The 14,936-nt window shown below is 74.9% G+C and carries 15 protein-coding genes and 1 pseudogene; 9 read left to right on the top strand and 7 right to left on the bottom strand.

Annotated features, from left to right (window positions below; genetic code table 11):
- Positions 1-5: 5 nt before the first annotated feature.
- From ACZ4YY_RS11860 to ACZ4YY_RS11850, 3 genes are all read left to right on the top strand, one after another.
- Positions 6-662, top strand: a complete 657-nt coding sequence (locus tag ACZ4YY_RS11860) for an HAD family hydrolase (protein WP_468287296.1) — start codon at positions 6-8, stop codon at positions 660-662.
- Positions 659-1,855 carry an FUSC family protein gene (locus ACZ4YY_RS11855; RefSeq protein WP_468287293.1) on the top strand — a complete coding sequence of 399 codons (1,197 nt, stop codon included), beginning with the start codon at positions 659-661 and terminating at the stop codon, positions 1,853-1,855. Before ACZ4YY_RS11860 ends, ACZ4YY_RS11855 begins: the two co-directional genes overlap by 4 nt.
- A 325-nt stretch (positions 1,856-2,180) precedes the next feature.
- The gene (locus ACZ4YY_RS11850) at positions 2,181-3,209 is read left to right on the top strand and encodes an SDR family oxidoreductase (RefSeq protein ID WP_468287290.1); all 1,029 of its coding nucleotides are present in this window, start codon (positions 2,181-2,183) and stop codon (positions 3,207-3,209) included.
- Positions 3,210-3,524: 315 nt separating this feature from the next.
- On the opposite strand, the gene ACZ4YY_RS11845 is transcribed toward ACZ4YY_RS11850, so the two are convergent.
- On the bottom strand, positions 3,525-3,773 hold the full coding sequence (locus tag ACZ4YY_RS11845) for a hypothetical protein (RefSeq protein WP_468287287.1): 249 nt from the start codon (positions 3,771-3,773) through the stop codon (positions 3,525-3,527).
- Between the two features lie 90 nt (positions 3,774-3,863).
- Positions 3,864-5,153 carry an ROK family transcriptional regulator gene (locus tag ACZ4YY_RS11840; RefSeq protein WP_468287284.1) on the bottom strand — a complete coding sequence of 430 codons (1,290 nt, stop codon included), beginning with the start codon at positions 5,151-5,153 and terminating at the stop codon, positions 3,864-3,866.
- A gap of 353 nt (positions 5,154-5,506) precedes the next feature.
- On the opposite strand from ACZ4YY_RS11840, the gene ACZ4YY_RS11835 reads away from it, so the two are divergent.
- Complete coding sequence (locus ACZ4YY_RS11835; protein WP_468287281.1) at positions 5,507-5,869, top strand: hypothetical protein; 363 nt, start codon at positions 5,507-5,509, stop codon at positions 5,867-5,869.
- Here the strand turns inward: ACZ4YY_RS11835 and ACZ4YY_RS11830 are convergent.
- Positions 5,870-6,835, bottom strand: a pseudogene (locus ACZ4YY_RS11830) (phosphotransferase family protein).
- Between the two features lie 201 nt (positions 6,836-7,036).
- On the opposite strand from ACZ4YY_RS11830, the gene ACZ4YY_RS11825 reads away from it, so the two are divergent.
- The 4 genes from ACZ4YY_RS11825 to ACZ4YY_RS11810 all read left to right on the top strand — a co-directional run bounded on the left by ACZ4YY_RS11825 (position 7,037) and on the right by ACZ4YY_RS11810 (position 10,537).
- Positions 7,037-7,201 carry a hypothetical protein gene (locus ACZ4YY_RS11825; protein ID WP_468287278.1) on the top strand — a complete coding sequence of 55 codons (165 nt, stop codon included), beginning with the start codon at positions 7,037-7,039 and terminating at the stop codon, positions 7,199-7,201.
- A gap of 111 nt (positions 7,202-7,312) precedes the next feature.
- Positions 7,313-7,807 carry an FBP domain-containing protein gene (locus ACZ4YY_RS11820; RefSeq protein ID WP_468287275.1) on the top strand — a complete coding sequence of 165 codons (495 nt, stop codon included), beginning with the start codon at positions 7,313-7,315 and terminating at the stop codon, positions 7,805-7,807.
- A gap of 82 nt (positions 7,808-7,889) precedes the next feature.
- Positions 7,890-9,143: an FUSC family protein gene (locus ACZ4YY_RS11815; RefSeq protein ID WP_468287273.1), complete on the top strand. Its 1,254-nt coding sequence runs from the start codon at positions 7,890-7,892 to the stop codon at positions 9,141-9,143.
- 131 nt (positions 9,144-9,274) lie between these two features.
- On the top strand, positions 9,275-10,537 hold the full coding sequence (locus ACZ4YY_RS11810; protein WP_468287270.1) for a lactonase family protein: 1,263 nt from the start codon (positions 9,275-9,277) through the stop codon (positions 10,535-10,537).
- Here the strand turns inward: ACZ4YY_RS11810 and ACZ4YY_RS11805 are convergent.
- Entirely contained in the window at positions 10,505-11,227 is a 723-nt protein-coding gene (locus tag ACZ4YY_RS11805; protein WP_468287267.1) for a DUF2470 domain-containing protein, read from the bottom strand. The genes ACZ4YY_RS11810 and ACZ4YY_RS11805 overlap by 33 nt on opposite strands.
- Before the next feature lie 78 nt (positions 11,228-11,305).
- On the bottom strand, positions 11,306-11,920 hold the full coding sequence (locus ACZ4YY_RS11800; protein ID WP_468287264.1) for a TetR/AcrR family transcriptional regulator: 615 nt from the start codon (positions 11,918-11,920) through the stop codon (positions 11,306-11,308).
- Between the two features lie 107 nt (positions 11,921-12,027).
- Here ACZ4YY_RS11800 and ACZ4YY_RS11795 point away from each other — a divergent pair, with 107 nt between their 5' ends.
- On the top strand, positions 12,028-13,554 hold the full coding sequence (locus ACZ4YY_RS11795; protein ID WP_468287262.1) for a cytochrome P450: 1,527 nt from the start codon (positions 12,028-12,030) through the stop codon (positions 13,552-13,554).
- Here the strand turns inward: ACZ4YY_RS11795 and ACZ4YY_RS11790 are convergent.
- Together ACZ4YY_RS11790 and ACZ4YY_RS11785 are read right to left on the bottom strand one after the other, a co-directional pair.
- Entirely contained in the window at positions 13,516-14,346 is an 831-nt protein-coding gene (locus tag ACZ4YY_RS11790) for a pentapeptide repeat-containing protein (protein WP_468287259.1), read from the bottom strand. The genes ACZ4YY_RS11795 and ACZ4YY_RS11790 overlap by 39 nt on opposite strands.
- A 10-nt stretch (positions 14,347-14,356) precedes the next feature.
- A complete protein-coding gene (locus ACZ4YY_RS11785) occupies positions 14,357-14,749 on the bottom strand; it encodes a hypothetical protein (protein ID WP_468287256.1) in 393 nt (130 codons plus the stop codon).
- Positions 14,750-14,936 lie beyond the last annotated feature (187 nt).

Here is a 14,936-nt window from a genome sequence, read left to right as displayed (position 1 = left end):
CCCGGATGGAACGCGCCGCCGTCTTCGACGTCGACGGCACCCTCGTCGACACCAACCACCTGCATGTCGTGACCTGGTGGGAGGCCCTGCGACAGGCGGGCCACCGGGTGCCCATGCACGCCGTGCACCGGGCGATCGGCCTCGGTTCCTCCGACCTGATCGCACATCTGCTGGGCGAGGACCGGGACGAGGACGCGGACGCCGAACTGAGCGCCGCCCACAAGGCCCTGTACGGGCAGTACTTCGACCGGCTGCCCGCGCTGCGGGACGCGGGGCCGCTGCTGAAGCGGCTGCACGGCGACGGCTGGACGGTCGTCCTGGCCACCTCGGCGAGCGGGGCGGAGCTGTCGGCGCTGCGTGGCGCCCTCGACGCCGACGAGGCGATCGCGGCCACCGCGAGCGCGGACGACGTCGAGGAGGGCAAGCCGGCGCCCGAGCCCGTGGAGCACGCCCTGGAGCTGGCCGGGGTGCCGGCCGAGCGGGCCGTGTTCGTCGGCGACTCGGTGTGGGACATGCAGGCGGGCCGCCGGGCCGGAGTGCGGTGCGTGGGCGTGCTGTGCGGCGGGATCCCGCGCGCCGACCTGGAGGAGGCGGGCGCCCAGGCGGTCTACGACGATCCCGCGCATCTGCTGGCCTCGTTGGAGGACAGTCCGCTGGCATGAGCATCCGGGTGGGGACAGGCGTGACGAGGGAAGCGGTGCCTCGCTGGGCGGAGACGGCACGACGGGAGGTGAGCGCGGCCGGCCGGGCCGTGCGGGCGACCGTCGCCGGGCCCGGGCGGGAGCGGGACCTGGTCGTGCAGGCGCTGAAGGCGGCGGTCGCCGCGGTGCTCGCCTGGTTCGTGGCGAGCGACTGGCTGGGCGACCCGATGGCCCTGATGGCGCCCTGGGTGGCGCTGGTGCTCGTGCAGACGACGGTGTACGGCTCCCTGCGGCAGGCCGCCCAGCAGTGGACGGCGATCTGCGCGGGCACCCTGCTCGCCTCGGCCGCACAGGCGCTCACGGGCGCCACGCTGGGCGCGCTCGCGGTGTCCGTGCCGCTGCTGATGCTGCTGGCGCGCTGGCCCCGCTTCGGCGACCAGGGCATCTACGCGGCCACGACGGCGGTGTTCACGCTCGCCTCCGGCGCGGTCACGGCCTCGGCGGTCGGGCACCGGGTGGGGCAGGCGGCGCTCGGCGCGGTGATCGGGGTGGCTGTCAACGCGCTCGTACTGCCGCCGGTGCACCTGCGGGACGTGCGGGAGAATCTGGGGGCGCTGGCGCGGGAGGCGGGCGAGGTGCTGCACGCCGTGGCGGACGGGCTGCGCGACGGCGCGTGGGACGCGGGAACGGCCGCGGACTGGTCGGCGGCGGCCCGGCGGATGGAGCGGCGCCGGGAGGGGCTGCGTTCGGCGCGCGGCTGGTGCCGGGAGAGCCTGCGGCTGACGGCGGGCCCGCTGCGCGCGCTGCACCGGGTGCCGCTCGATGCGCCGCCGGAGTCGGAGGACGGCCGCTGGGACCGGGTGACCGACCATGTCACGGCCCTCACCCGCACCCTCGCGGTCGCGGCGGACGACGACCGTACGCCGGCCCCGCCCGAGGCGGCGGCGCTGCGGGTGTACGCCCGGCTGCTGGACCTGATCGGCGACGCCTGCGCGGCCGAGGCCGGCCGCTTCGCGGGGACGGGCCCGGGCGACTGCGCGGACTGCGCGGACGAGATGGAGGAGCTGCGCCGGCGGCTCCAGGAGAGTCTGCGCGACCATGCCGGGCAGGGCGCCGCGCACACCGCGGTGCTGGGGTCGCTGCTGCTCCAGGCGGAGAACCTGTGGGCGGAGGTCATGCCGGACGCCCGCGAGAGCAGTACCCGGGGCGGGTGACGGACCTCACCTCCGCACGGCGGGATGCGGAGGAACACCCGCTGGTGGTTCGCCGTTGAACCACCCGTGGGTGCGGACGGGACAGTGTCCCCGGGCCTCACCTTCCGCCCGCAGGGACGATCGTCCGGCTGAAGCCCTGCGGAGCCTTTCGCCGAGAGGCGACCGCCGTCCGCGCCCACACCCCGACCGCCCCGACCGTGATCCCCCGTCCGGTCGGGGCTCTTCTCGTTCCCGCCCGGCCGCCCAGCCCCGTTGCCCGTCGCGTGCGGCGCCGCGGACCGGGGTACTCGGGTCGCTCCAGCCGTGGCGACGAGAGGAGACGAGGGTGAGCAACGGATCCGGGAGCAAGGTCGTCGTCACCGGCGCGACCGGGAACGTCGGCACGAGCGTGGTGCGGCTGCTGTCGGAGGATCCACAGGTCGAGTCGGTGGTGGGCGTGGCCCGCCGGATCCCCGACTGGGCCCCGCCCGGCACACGCTGGTCGGCGGTGGACCTGGCCTCCGAGGACGCCTCCCTCGCGGAGGTGTTCGAGGGCGCGGACGCGGTGGTGCATCTGGCCTGGGCGTTCCAGCCGACGCACGATCCGGCGGTGACGTGGCGGACGAACGTGCTTGGCAGCATGCGGGTGTTCGAGGCGGTGGCCGCGGCGAACGTGCCGGTGCTGGTGCACGCGTCGTCGGTGGGTGCCTACTCGCCGGGACCGAAGGACCGGGCGGTGGACGAGTCGTGGCCCACGCACGGGTGGCCGGACGCCGCGTACTGCCGGGAGAAGGCCTATCTGGAGCGGGCCCTGGACACCTTCGAGCGGGACCATCCGCAGGTGCGGGTGGTGCGGATGCGGCCGGCGTTCCTGTTCAAGCGGGAATCGGCGAGCGAGCAGCGGCGCATCTTCGGCGGACGGTTCCTGCCGGGGCCGTTCGCCCGGCCGGAGCTGCTGCCGTTCCTGCCGGACATCCCGGGGTTGCGGGTGCAGGCGCTGCACACCGACGACGCGGCGCAGGCGTACCGGCTGGCGGTGCGCACCGAGGTGCGCGGGGCGTTCAACCTGGCGGCCGAACCGCCGGTCGACGCGGCCTTGCTGGGCGAGATGTTCGACGCCCGCCCGGTGCGGCTGCCGAGGACGGCGGCCCGTTCGGCGATCGCCGCCGCGTGGAACCTGCATCTGTTGCCGGCCTCCCCGCACCTCTTCGACGCGGTCCTGCGTCTGCCGCTGATGGACTGCACGCGCGCACGGGTGGAACTCGGCTGGCGCCCGCAGCGTACGGCGACGGAGACGCTGGAGGAGTTCCTGCAGGGCATGCGCTCCGGCACGGGCGCACCGACGGAGCCTCTGCGAGGGCGGAAGGTGGGGTGACTCGGCGCGCCGGGGCGACGACCGAAAGGTCGTGGTCCCGGCGCGCCGAGCCGTGCCCCCGACGAGCACCTCACCGTGGAGATGGCCCTTGACCTGATCCGCGATCCGCGAGCTGGGCGCCGGTTACGGCACCTAGCCCGAGGGGCCGGCCCCCGCCCGGGGCCGGCCCCTCGGTCGACGTCCTGCGCTGCCGTCCTTCGGTCATCGACGACCTGCGCTGCCGTCCCTTCGGAGCTGTCGTCCTTCGACTGCGCCCGTCGGCCGGGCCGGATCGCCTCCTGGCTTTCTCGGCTTCGCCCGTCGGGCACCGCACGCTCAGGCGGACGGCTCGTCCGGTACGGGGTGCTCGGGGTGGACGGCCGCGGACTGCGGGGCGCCCTGGCGCCCGGTGCCCGCCTCGTCGGTGTCGGGGACGTCGTCGGCGGACTCCGCGTCCGTCTGCGCCCCCTCCTCGGAGGGGGCGTCCCAGGGGTCCTCCTCGTCCTGGTGGACCTGCTGGTCGGGCAGGTCGCGCGGGACCGGCGTGCCGGTCTCGCCGGGCGCGTCGAGGCGATGGTCGGCCATGGTGTCCTCCCTTCGGGGTGGTGCCGTACGGCATCGCACGGCTGCTCGGGACGGTCTCCCGCGAGTACCTCCGCCGTGACCGGCGAAACGTCAGTGCGGGGCGCGTTCCTCCAGTGCCGTGCGCCAGGCGGGAGCCGGTCCGACGGGCGCGGGGTCGGGGCGGCGGCCGCCGCGCGAGAAGAAGTCGGCGAGCGGCAGGATCGCGGCGCCGACGGTGACCGCGTCGGGGCCGAGCCGGCCGAGGTCGACGGTGACCTTCTCGGCCGGGTGGCGCAGCGCGTACGCGCCGGCGTGGCGGCGTACGGAGGGCAGGAAGCGGGTGCCGAGCTGGAGGCCGGCCCAGCCGCCGATGAGGATGCGCTCGGGCTGGAAGAGGTTGATCAGGTCGGAGAGCCCGGCCCCCAGGTACTCGGCGGTCTCCTCCAGGACGGCGAGGGCGACGGGGTCGGCCGGGCCGTCGCCGGCCGGGTAGGCGGCGGCGAGCATCGCGGTCAGGGCGGTCTCCTCGTCGGTGTCCGCGGGCGGCCGGCCGCCCGCCTCGCGCCAGCGCTCCAGCAGCGCCTCGGCGCCCGCGTACGCCTCCAGGCAGCCGAGCGCCCCGCACCGGCAGCGGCGTCCCCGCACCCGGACGGTCAGGTGCCCCCACTCGACGGCACGGCCGTGCTCGACCTCGGGGGTGACGAGGCAGGCGCCTACGCCGGAGCCGAAGAGGACGACGACGGCGCTGTGCGCCCCGCGTCCCCCGCCGAACCACATCTCGGCCTGGCCGAGGGTCCTGGCGCCGTTGTCGATGAAGTACGGGACGGTCTCGGGCAGGGGGGAGCCCTGGCGCAGCAGTTCCTCCAGCGGGACGGCGTCCCAGCCGATCGTCTGGCCGTGCACGACGGCGCCCCGGTCGGGGGTGTGCTCGACGATGCCGGGGACGCCTACGCCGACGCCGAGAAGGCGCTCGGCTGCGATGCCGGCGGCGTCGAGCACCTCGGCGACACCGTCGCGGACGTGGCCGACGATCCCCTCCACCGCGTAGCCGAACCGCTCCGACGGGCGTTCGGCACGGGCGAGTTCGGTGAGGGTGAGGTCGAACAGCTCGACGCGCACCCGGGTCTCGCCGACGTCCACGCCGATCATGTGGCCGCTGCCCGGCGTGACCCGCAGCAGGATGCGCGGGCGCCCGCCGTCGGAGTCGACGCTGCCGGCCTCCTCCACCAGTCCGTCGGCCACGAGATCGGCGACGACGTTGCTGACCGAGCCGGAGCTGAGGCCGGTGACCGGGCCGAGCTCGAACCGGCTCAGGGGTCCGTCGAAGTAGAGCCGTTGCAGGACGGCCGTGCGGTTGGCCCGCCTGAGATCGCGTACCGTACGCCCGTTCCGCCCCGCCATATGGCTCCTTCCCGACCCTGCCCGAGCTGCAACTTACCCCCCTGGGCCAACCGGCGCGCTTCCTCCGGCCCTTGATTCAGGTGGCGAGCCAAGCGCGCGGTCACACCGGGCCAGGGGGCGCCGTCCCCGGCGGGCCGCAGGAAGCCGTCCGTACCGGGCTCCGGCGGACCGAGCCGTCCGTACCGGGCTCCGGCGGACCGAGCCGTCGGGAGCGAGGCGGCGCGGGACCGGCGGGGCAGGACGGGGCGGGGCAGAGCGGGCGAGGCGGGCCGGGCAGGCCCGGTGACCCCGGCGGGCGGGGGCGAGGGAAATCCGGTTGAGGCGGCGCCGGTCCGCCCGGCAGACTTCGCGCGATGACCGACGACACCCTGTCCGGCTACTGGGACAGCCCCTGGTACCGCGTCCGCACCCCTTACTTCGAGGTGGCCTTCCTGCCCGATGTGGGCGAGGACCTGGAATCGGTCAGCAACGTCGACGTCTTCGTGTACTTCGACGACGGCTCCCAGTGGAGCGCGACGATGTTCACCCTGGCGGAGGTCGAGATGCTGATGAGGCGCTGGGCCGGGACCGACGAGGCGCTGGGCGGCCGGTACTTCTGGGCGTCGGACGGGCTGATCGTGCGGGATCCCGGGGTCGTCGCCATGACGCGGGTGCTGGTCGGCCTGTACGAGAACGGCGATTTCGAGTCGATCCTCCAGCGCCTGACCGACGACTGATCAGCCGGCCGAGCCGGTCGGTTCCCGCAGCTCGTCCAGTGCGCGGACGAGCTCCGGGGCGACCCTCTCGCGGACCCAGCGGTGGTGGCCCGCGTCCGCGCCCCGGGGAACGGTCTCCGTGAGCATGATCAGGTAGAGGTAGGCGCGGTACAGGGCGAGGCGCAGCCGGGCCGGGACGTCGAGGTCGGCACGGCCGCCCGCCTCCCGGTAGCCGGCCAGGAAGGCCTCGTCCTCGCGGATGTCGCCGAGCAGCGCCAGCGAGACGAAGTCGGCGAGGGGATCGCCCCAGAACATCCGCTCGCCGTCGATGAGCCCGCCGATCCGGACCCCGCCCGGGGAGCGGTCGACGAGGATGTTGCCGGGCCACAGGTCGAAGTGGACGGCACACGCGACGGTGACCTCGTCGAGGGCGGGGTACGCGCCCGGACGACGGCGGCGATCTCGTCGACGGGACGGGGCAGCCAGGCACCGTGGTCGCGGGCGTCGTCGAGGACGGCGTCGAGCATCGCGGCGAACGCGGTCCGCCAGTCGGCGACGAGCGGACCGAGCGCGCCGGACGGGTGGCCGAAACCCGGCCCGGCCACCCGGTGCAACCGGGCCGTCTGGCGGCCCAGCTCCGCGCGCAGCCGCGTCCGTTCGGAGTCGGTGAGCGAGTCGTCCCAGACGGCGCCCGGGGACCAGGTCATCAGCAGCCACGATTCGCCCGGCGACGACGCGCGGCACCGGCACGTCCGCCTCGGCCGCCACGCGGCAGAACTCCGCCTCGGCCGCGAGCAGGTTCCGCTCGTGGCGCAAGCCGGGCAATCCGGGCGCGACCTTCCGCACGAGGCTGCTGCCGTCGGTGAGGCGCAGGTGCTCGACGGTGTTGTAGGTGCCGCCGGACAGCGGGCGCAGGTCGGCGAGGCCTGCTGGTGACAGGCCCGCCTCCGCCAGGACGTGCCGAGCCCGTTCCCATGAACCCGCCACCGCGCGCCCCACCCCCTGCCCCGTCGGTCAGCCGGCGGTCTGCACGTCCTCGACGTACCGTCCGGCCTCGAACAGACCATCGAGCCACGCCTCGGCGGCCTTCGCGTCGGCGCCGGGCGTGCGGTCCCGTACAGCCTACGGAAGGCCTCCCGCCCGCCGGGCGCCGTCCGCGCCGTCGCAGTCGGCACACCCCGTGCACGGGTGAGGGGCACCGAACGCCACGGAAAGCTGACGGCCGACCCGGTCAGCGACACCGTCGAGGCGGCACCCACGCTGCTGGTGGTGGTGCGGGCCTCGGCGCACGCCGGCCCCCTCCCGACGCCGCCGGGCGTGCGGCCGCCGACGGTCCCGGCACCGGAGGGGTGAGAGGCGGGGGAAATCGGTTCGCATCCCTCGCCGATGCGTGTCTAGGCTAGGCATGAGCCTAGAGGTCCTAGGCAATGTCCGAGAGACCGGACGCACTCCCCGGAGGTCCCCGTGAGACCGCTCGACGAGCACGACATCCGCTCCTCGTTCGTCAACTGCTCGAAGGGGGAGGCCAAACGCCTCGCGGTGCCGCGCGATCTCGACGAGCGCCCGTGGGCCGACCTGGACTTCCTGGGCTGGCGTGATCCGGGCGCTCCCGACCGCAGCTTCCTGGTGGCCGAAAGGGAGGGGCGCCTCGTCGGCGTCACCCTGCGCTTCCCGTCCTCGCAGCGCGGCTTCCTGCACCGCAGCATGTGCTCGCTGTGCCTGACCACGCACCGCGGTGGGGGCGTCTCCCTGATGACGGCCCGCAAGGCGGGCGCGGCGGGCCGCGAGGGCAACTCGGTGGGCCTGTACATGTGCACCGACCTGGCCTGTTCCCTCTACGTGCGGGGCCGCAAGGTACCCGACTCCGGCGGCCGTTTCGAGGAGAGCCTCACCCTGGAGGAGCAGATCGCCCGCACGCGGGGGAACCTGTCGGCCTTCGTCGACAAGCTGTACGCGTGACCGGGCGGGCCCCGCCGCCCGGCCACCACCCGGTTGCCGAAGCGACGTTCGAGGCAGCTGAGGAACGGGAACTGGCCAAGGAATGGAAGATGTACGTGAGCGTGTCGGCCCGCTCGTTCGGCTCGTGCGACGATACCGGGAGCCCGTGGTCGTCCAGGCCCTGCGGTCCGCCACCGCGGCGACGATCGCCTATGTCATCGCGCTGCGCCTGAGTCCCGAGGCCGCCCCGCTGACCGCCCCCCTGACCGCCCTGCTCGTCGTCCAGGTCACCCTGTTCGCGACGCTCACCAACGGCGTGCGGCGGGTCAACGCGGTGGTGGCCGGGGTGCTGGTCGCCATCGCGTTCAGCCTGCTGGTGGGGCTGACCTGGTGGAGCCTCGCCCTGCTGATCGTGGCCTCGCTGGCGGTCGGGCACCTGGTGCGGGTCGACGAGTACGTACCCGAGGTGGCGATCAGCGCCATGCTGGTGCTGGGGGTCACCACCCACGGGGACACCGCGTGGGCGCGGGTGCTGGAGACCCTGATCGGGGCCGTGGTCGGCCTCGGCATCAACCTCCTGCTGCCACCCCCGGTGTGGGTCGAGGAGGCCGGCGAGTCGATCGAGGGGCTGGCCCGGCGGGTGCGGCAGCTGATGCTGCGCATCGGGGAGCAGGCGGCCGGACGCACGGCCGTCGAGCAGGCGGCCGCCCGGCTGCACGAGGCGCGCCGGCTCGACCACGACATCGTGGAGGTGGACGCCGCCCTGCGCCAGGCCGAGGACAGCCTGCGGCTCAATCCCCGGGTGCGGGAGGGCCTGCTGCACCGGGTCGTGCTGCGCACCGGACTGGACACGCTGGAGATCTGCACGGTCGTCCTGCGGGTGCTGGCCCGTTCCCTCACCGACCTCGCCAAGGAGCGCCGGGACGAGCCCCTGTTCGAGGCCGAGACCGGCGAGGCGGTGGAGCGACTGCTGTCGGAGATCGCCGACGCCGTGGTCAGCTTCGCGGTCCTGGTCACGACCCATGTCAGCGCCAACGCGGACGCCGCGGAGGCCCGGCTCTCCGCCGAGCTGCGGCAGGCCGCCGCCACCCGCGACAAACTGGCCCAGCTGCTGCTGGAGCGGCTCCAGCACGACGCCCGCCAGTGGCAGTTGCACGGTGCGGTGCTCACCGAGGTGAACCGCATCATCGACGAGCTGGACACCGAGCACCGCTCGGGCCGCCTCCTGGAGGAGCTGGACCGGGTGTCGGGGGAACAGCGCGCCCGGATGCCGCGTCTGACCCGGCTGCGCGAGCGCCTCGGCGTGCAGGAGGAGCTGTGGCGCCACCGCACGGGAATCGGCGGGCGCTTCCACTGAGCACTCGCCGGACACGCCGGCACCGGACGGCGGCCCACAGCCCGGGCCGCCGTCCGCGCCTTTGCGTCCGGCCGCTCCCGCACGCCAGAGTGGGGTCACGACGTGACGGACGACGACCCGGGGTGCGGCACATGGGCAGGGGGACGGGAGCGGCGCGGGAGTTCCCCCGCCCGGGCGAAACCGAGCGAGGGGGACGCCCGTGGAGCAGGCGGCGCCTCCTCGGGCTGCTCGGCGCGGCCGCGGCCTCCGCGGCGGCCGGCTGCGGCGGCACCGGCGCCCAGGAGCCGCCCGCCGGGAAGGCGACCGGCTCCCGCTCCCCCGCCGTCCGCTTCCCCGCCCCGCCCGGGGCCGCGACCCGGCCCTCCGGTCACCGGCCGCTGTACCTCGGCACCTACACCTCGGCCGAGGGCGGCGGCCGGGGCGTGGGCGTCGCCTCCTACGACCCCGTGTCCGGCCATGTCACCGCCGCAGGCACGGTCACCGGCGTCCCCGACCCGTCGTACCTCGCGGTGCACCCGGACGGCCGGACGCTGTACGCGGTGAACGAGCGGGAGCGCGGTGCGGTGACCGCCGTGCGGCTCTCCGACCGGCGGGTGCTGGGCAGCAGGGCGACGGGCGGGGCGCACCCCTGTCACCTGTCCGTGCATCCGGGCGGGCGCTGGCTGCTGAGCGCCGACTACGGCTCGGGCAGTGTGACCGTGCACCCGATCGGCGCCTCGGGAGCGCTGGGAGAGCGCACCGACCATGTCGTCCACCGCCGTCCGGCGCCCGGGCCGGGCCAGGAGGGGCCGCACGCGCACCAGATCCTCACCGCGCCGGACGGCGGGCACGTCCTCGCCGTCGACCTCGGCACCGACACGGTCCACACGTACCGTCTGGACGAGACGTCGGGCAGACTGACGGAGGTCGCGCAGGCGCACACCCGGCCGGGCGCCGGTCCGCGCCATCTCACGTTCCATCCCGGCGGCCGGTACGCGTACCTGGTCGGCGAGGTCGACGACACCCTCGCGGTCTGCGCCTACGACCCGGCCGGCGGCCGGCTGAGCATCGGCGCACCGCAGTCGACGGGCGCGAAGGCGGAGCGGAACCACCCGGCGCAGGTGGTGGTGACACCTGACGGCGCCCACGCCTTCCTCGCCAACCGGGGCGACAACACGCTCGCGCGCTACGCGGTGGAGGCGGACGGGGCCCGCCTGCGGTTGCTCGGCACGGTGCCGGTGGCCGGGGACTTCCCCCGGCAGCTGGCGCTCTCGCCGGACGGCGGCCTGCTGTTCGCGGCGAACCAGCGCTCGAGCACCGTCAGCGTCTTCCACGTGGACGGCGCGAGCGGTGAGCTGCGGCTCGCTGGCGAGCCGTTCGCGTCACCCGTCGCCGTCTGCGCGCTGCCGCTGTAGGGCGCGCGGGCAGGCGGCGGCGGCCTGCGTGAGCAGCACGTGCATGCGCTCGGTGAGCTGGGCGACGTCGTCGGCGGGCGTGTGGAAGGGCAGGCGCACGTCGCCGTGGGCGCGGGTCCGTTCGATGCGCAGCGTCAGACCGTGCCGGTCGACGGCAAGCGGCTGGACCCGGACGGCGCCGTGCAGGCTGTCGCGGCGGACGAGCCGGGTGAGGCGCTCCACGGCGTCGGGGTGGGCGTCCGCGAGGTGCGTGAGGAGCTGGGGTTCGGCGGTGGCGAGCGGGTCGGGCCCGGCCGAGGCGAACTCGTCGAGGCCGACGACGACCGCGCCGGTGGGCTGTTTCAGCACGATGCGCGTGGCGCGGAAGGCGAGCCGGCCGTCCTCGGGGGCGAACCATCCGGCGAGCCAGAGCCGGGCGCGGATGCGGCTCCGCACGGGGACGGGGGCGACGTCCGCGAACTCCAGCACGGCGGACGGCTCACCGCGGGGTGCGCAGATCGCCGCCGTGAGCAGGGCGCTGTCCTCCGGCACCGTCAGGAGCACCCGCCCGTCCTCGTCGACGGTGTGCGCGCCGACGAACTCCTCGCGGCCGCCGTCCGCGGTCACCGTGCAGGACCACGCGGCGGCGAGCACCGACCGGGCCCGCTCGGCCGCGGCGGGCGCGGCCGTCCAGTTGTGGCTGTCACCCATCCCAGACCTCCTTAGGTAAGCCTTGCCTAACCTATCGGAGTTTCGGTGTCACGCCAACCGCCACCCCCGCCTCGGGGGTCAGTTCGACGGAGAGACGACCCCCAGCAGCGCCCGGGCGCACAGGTCCCGCACCTCGTCCCGCGACAGCTCCGCCTCCCGCAGCCACTCCAGGCAGACGGCCGTCGTGAACGCCAGCCATCCGCGCACCGCGAGCCGCACGTCGGGGCGCTCCTGGAACAGCGGGCCGAACTCGGGGTCCGCGGCGAGGGCCGCGAGGATCTGCCCCCCCTGGGCGGCCAGCGCCCGCTGGTAGACACGGCGCACGGCCTGGTCGCCGGCCGCGTCCGCGCGATGGAAGGCGCGGTAGCCGTGGGCGTGGGCCCGCACGTACTCCAGAAAGGTGTCCAGGCCGGCGGCGAGCTGTTCGCGCACGGGGACACCCGGCACCGCCGCCGTCATGCGCAGCATCCGCTCGCTCTCGCGCTCGACGACCGCCGCGAAGAAGTCCCGCTTGGTCGGGAAGTAGTGGTACAGCAGCCCCCGGGACACCCCGGCGATCTCGGCGACCTGCTCGATCCACACCTCGTCGTAGGGGCTCTCGGAGAACAGGCGGGCGCCGACCGACAGGAGCTGTTCCCTGCGTTCCACGGTGCTGAGGCGACGCCGAGTGCGCTCCCCCTGGTTCGCGGCCATGTCCGCACTTTACTTGACGCCGGTTCAACAGCGGGACCAGACTGAGGCCGTTGTTGAACCCGCGTACAACACGCCCGACGGGCCGCAGTGTCGAGGGAGATGGCGTCATGGCGGAGACGACGACCGGGGCCGCGTCGGCCGGGACCGTGAGGCCCAAGGGGTTCCGCGGGGCCGAGCTGGGCTGGCCCGAACTGCACCGGATCCCGCATCCGCCGTACCGTCTGCCCCTCCTCGGGGACCTGCTGGGGGCGAGCCGGAGCACACCCCTGCAGGACTCGATGCGGCACGCCCGGCGGCTCGGGCCGATCTTCCGGCGCAGGGCGTTCGGCAGGGAGTTCGTGTTCGTGTGGGGCGCACGGCTGGCCGCCGACCTGGCGGACGAGACGCGCTTCGCCAAACACGTGGGGCTGGGGATCGCCAACCTGCGGCCGGTCGCCGGGGACGGACTGTTCACGGCGTACAACCACGAGCCCAACTGGCAACTGGCGCACGACGTGCTGGCGCCCGGGTTCAGCCGGGAGGCGATGGAGGCCTACCACCCGATGATGCTGGACGTCGCCGGGCGGCTCACCGCCCACTGGGACCGCGCCCTGGCCGCGGGTGGGGACGTGGACGTGCCCGGCGACATGACCAGGCTGACCCTGGAGACGATCGCCCGCACCGGCTTCGGCCACGACTTCGGTTCCTTCGAGCGCTCCCGGCCGCATCCCTTCGTCACGGCGATGGTGGGCACGCTCGGTTACGCGCAGCGGCTGAACACCGTGCCGTCGCCGTGGCTGCTGCGACGGGCGGGGCGGCGCAACGACGCCGACATCGCCCACCTGAACCACACGGTCGACGAACTCGTCCGGGCCCGCCGCGACGGCCGGCGCGGCACGGGCGGCGAGGGCGACCTGCTGGACCGGATGCTGGAGACCGCCCATCCGCGCACCGGGGAGCGGCTGTCGCCGCAGAACGTGCGCCGCCAGGTCATCACCTTCCTGGTCGCCGGCCACGAGACGACGTCGGGCGCCCTCTCCTTCGCCCTGCACCACCTCTCCCGCCACCCCGACGTCGCGGCCCGTGCCCGCGCCGAGGTGGACCGGGTGTGGGGGCCCACGGCGGTGCCCGGATACGACCAGGTGGCCCGGCTGCGGTACGTGCGGCGGGTGCTGGACGAATCGCTGCGGCTGTGGCCGACGGCGCCCGCGTTCGCCCGGGAGGCCCGCGAGGACACCGTGCTCGCCGGGGAGCACCCGGTGCGGCGGGGCGGGTGGGCGCTGGTGCTGACGCCGATGCTGCACCGCGACCCCGAAGTGTGGGGCGCCGACGCCGACCGCTTCGACCCGGGCCGCTTCGAGGCCGGCGCGGTCCGCGCGCGGGCCCCGCACACGTTCAAACCGTTCGGGACCGGCGCCCGGGCCTGCATCGGACGGCAGTTCGCGCTGCACGAGGCCACACTCGTGCTGGGGCTGCTGCTGCGCCGCTACGAGCTGCTCCCCGACCCCGGCTACCGGCTGCGCGTGGCCGAGCGGCTGACGCTGATGCCCGAGGGGCTGCGGCTGCGCCTGGAGCGGCGCGCCGCGCCCCGGGCCGCCACGCCGGAACCCGCCGCGTCAGATCCGGGCCGCCCAGTGCGCGGGACGGGCCACTGATCCCGGCAGCCGGGTGCCGGCGCTCCCCCGGGCCGCGTGAAGCTGCGGCTGGGTGAGGAAGAAGGCGCCGGTCAGGTCGGCGTCCGTCAGGTCGGTGTCACGCAGGTCGGCGCCGATGAGATCCGCGCCGCGCAGATCGGCGCCGGTGAGGTCGGCGGCGATCAGAAGGGCGCCACGCAGGTTCGCCCCCCGCAGGTCCGCGCCCTTCAGGCGGGCGCCCATCAGGTCCGCGCCCCGGCGTTGCTTCCTGCGTCCCGGGAAGCCGGCCCGCACCAGCTCGCTGGTCCTCCGCAGCAGGACGTCGACCTCCTCGCGGTGCGCCGCGACGTCCAGCGCGAGGAGTTCCCCGGGCGTCAGCAGGCTGAGCTCCTCGGTCCTGTCCCGCATGCGGCGCAGTTCGCCGTGGACGGGACGGGCGGCGGGCAGCGTGAGCGCCTCGGTGAGGTACCACAGGAACTCCTGGAGCCGGCGGACGACCGGGAACACCTCGGTCATGAGCCGGGCGTGCTCAGGGCCGCCGGTGGTCCGGTCCCGTCCGGCGAAGGTGACCTGGGAGACCTTCTGGCCCGCGCCGAAGCAGTCGTAGACGGTGCAGCCGGTGAAGCCCTTCTCGCGCAGCCGGGCGTGGATGCCGCAGCGGTGGTCCTCCCCGAGGTGCGGACACGGCGTGCCCGCCCGCTTGTCCAGCGCGAAGTCCGCCGACCGGGCGAACGGCAGGGCCACGCAGCACAGTCCGAAGCAGTTCCCGCAGTCTCCGCGCAGGTCGTCCCGGTCCACCATCTGTTCTCGCATTCCGTTCACCCTACCGACCGGGCGGGCCGGGCAGCTCCGGGGCCGCCGGGCGCTCGGGGCCGGCCGGGACGCGCAGGGCGACGATCCTGTCGTCGGCGACCGTGACGCCCATGACCGGCAGCAGGCGGCCGCCGGCGACGTCGGGGACGCCGACCTCGCCGTTGACCAGCGCGAGCCGCCGGTGCGGGACGAAACGGCGGAAGGACAGAGCCTTTTCGGCACCGCCTTCGCGCCGCGCACCACCTTGGACGCGACGGGCCCTGTCAGCAGCGCCCCCGAGTCGGCGCGCAGCACCTCCTGCTCCGGGTCGGCCGGGGACAGGGGGGCGCAGGACCGGGTCGGGGACGAACGGGCCGTGGTCGTCGATCGGCTGCTCCCGGCGGGCGGCCCGCGAGCGCAGCATGTCGAGGCAGATTCGGCCGACGACGGTGGTCAGCCGGCCGCCGAGGTTGCGGACGTCGGTGGTGTCGCTGCGGCTGAGCTTGATCCGGGTCTCCTGGACGGCGTCGTCCGCTCGGCGAACGAGCCGAGCATGCGGTAGGCGACGGCCCCCAGGTGCCTGCGGTACTCCTCGAAGCGGTCCGCGAGCA

Source organism: Streptomyces sp. NPDC030143 (assembly GCF_055573695.1).
The sequence above is the reverse complement of the archived record's forward strand: the minus strand, read 5'-3'. Positions and strand labels throughout refer to the sequence as shown.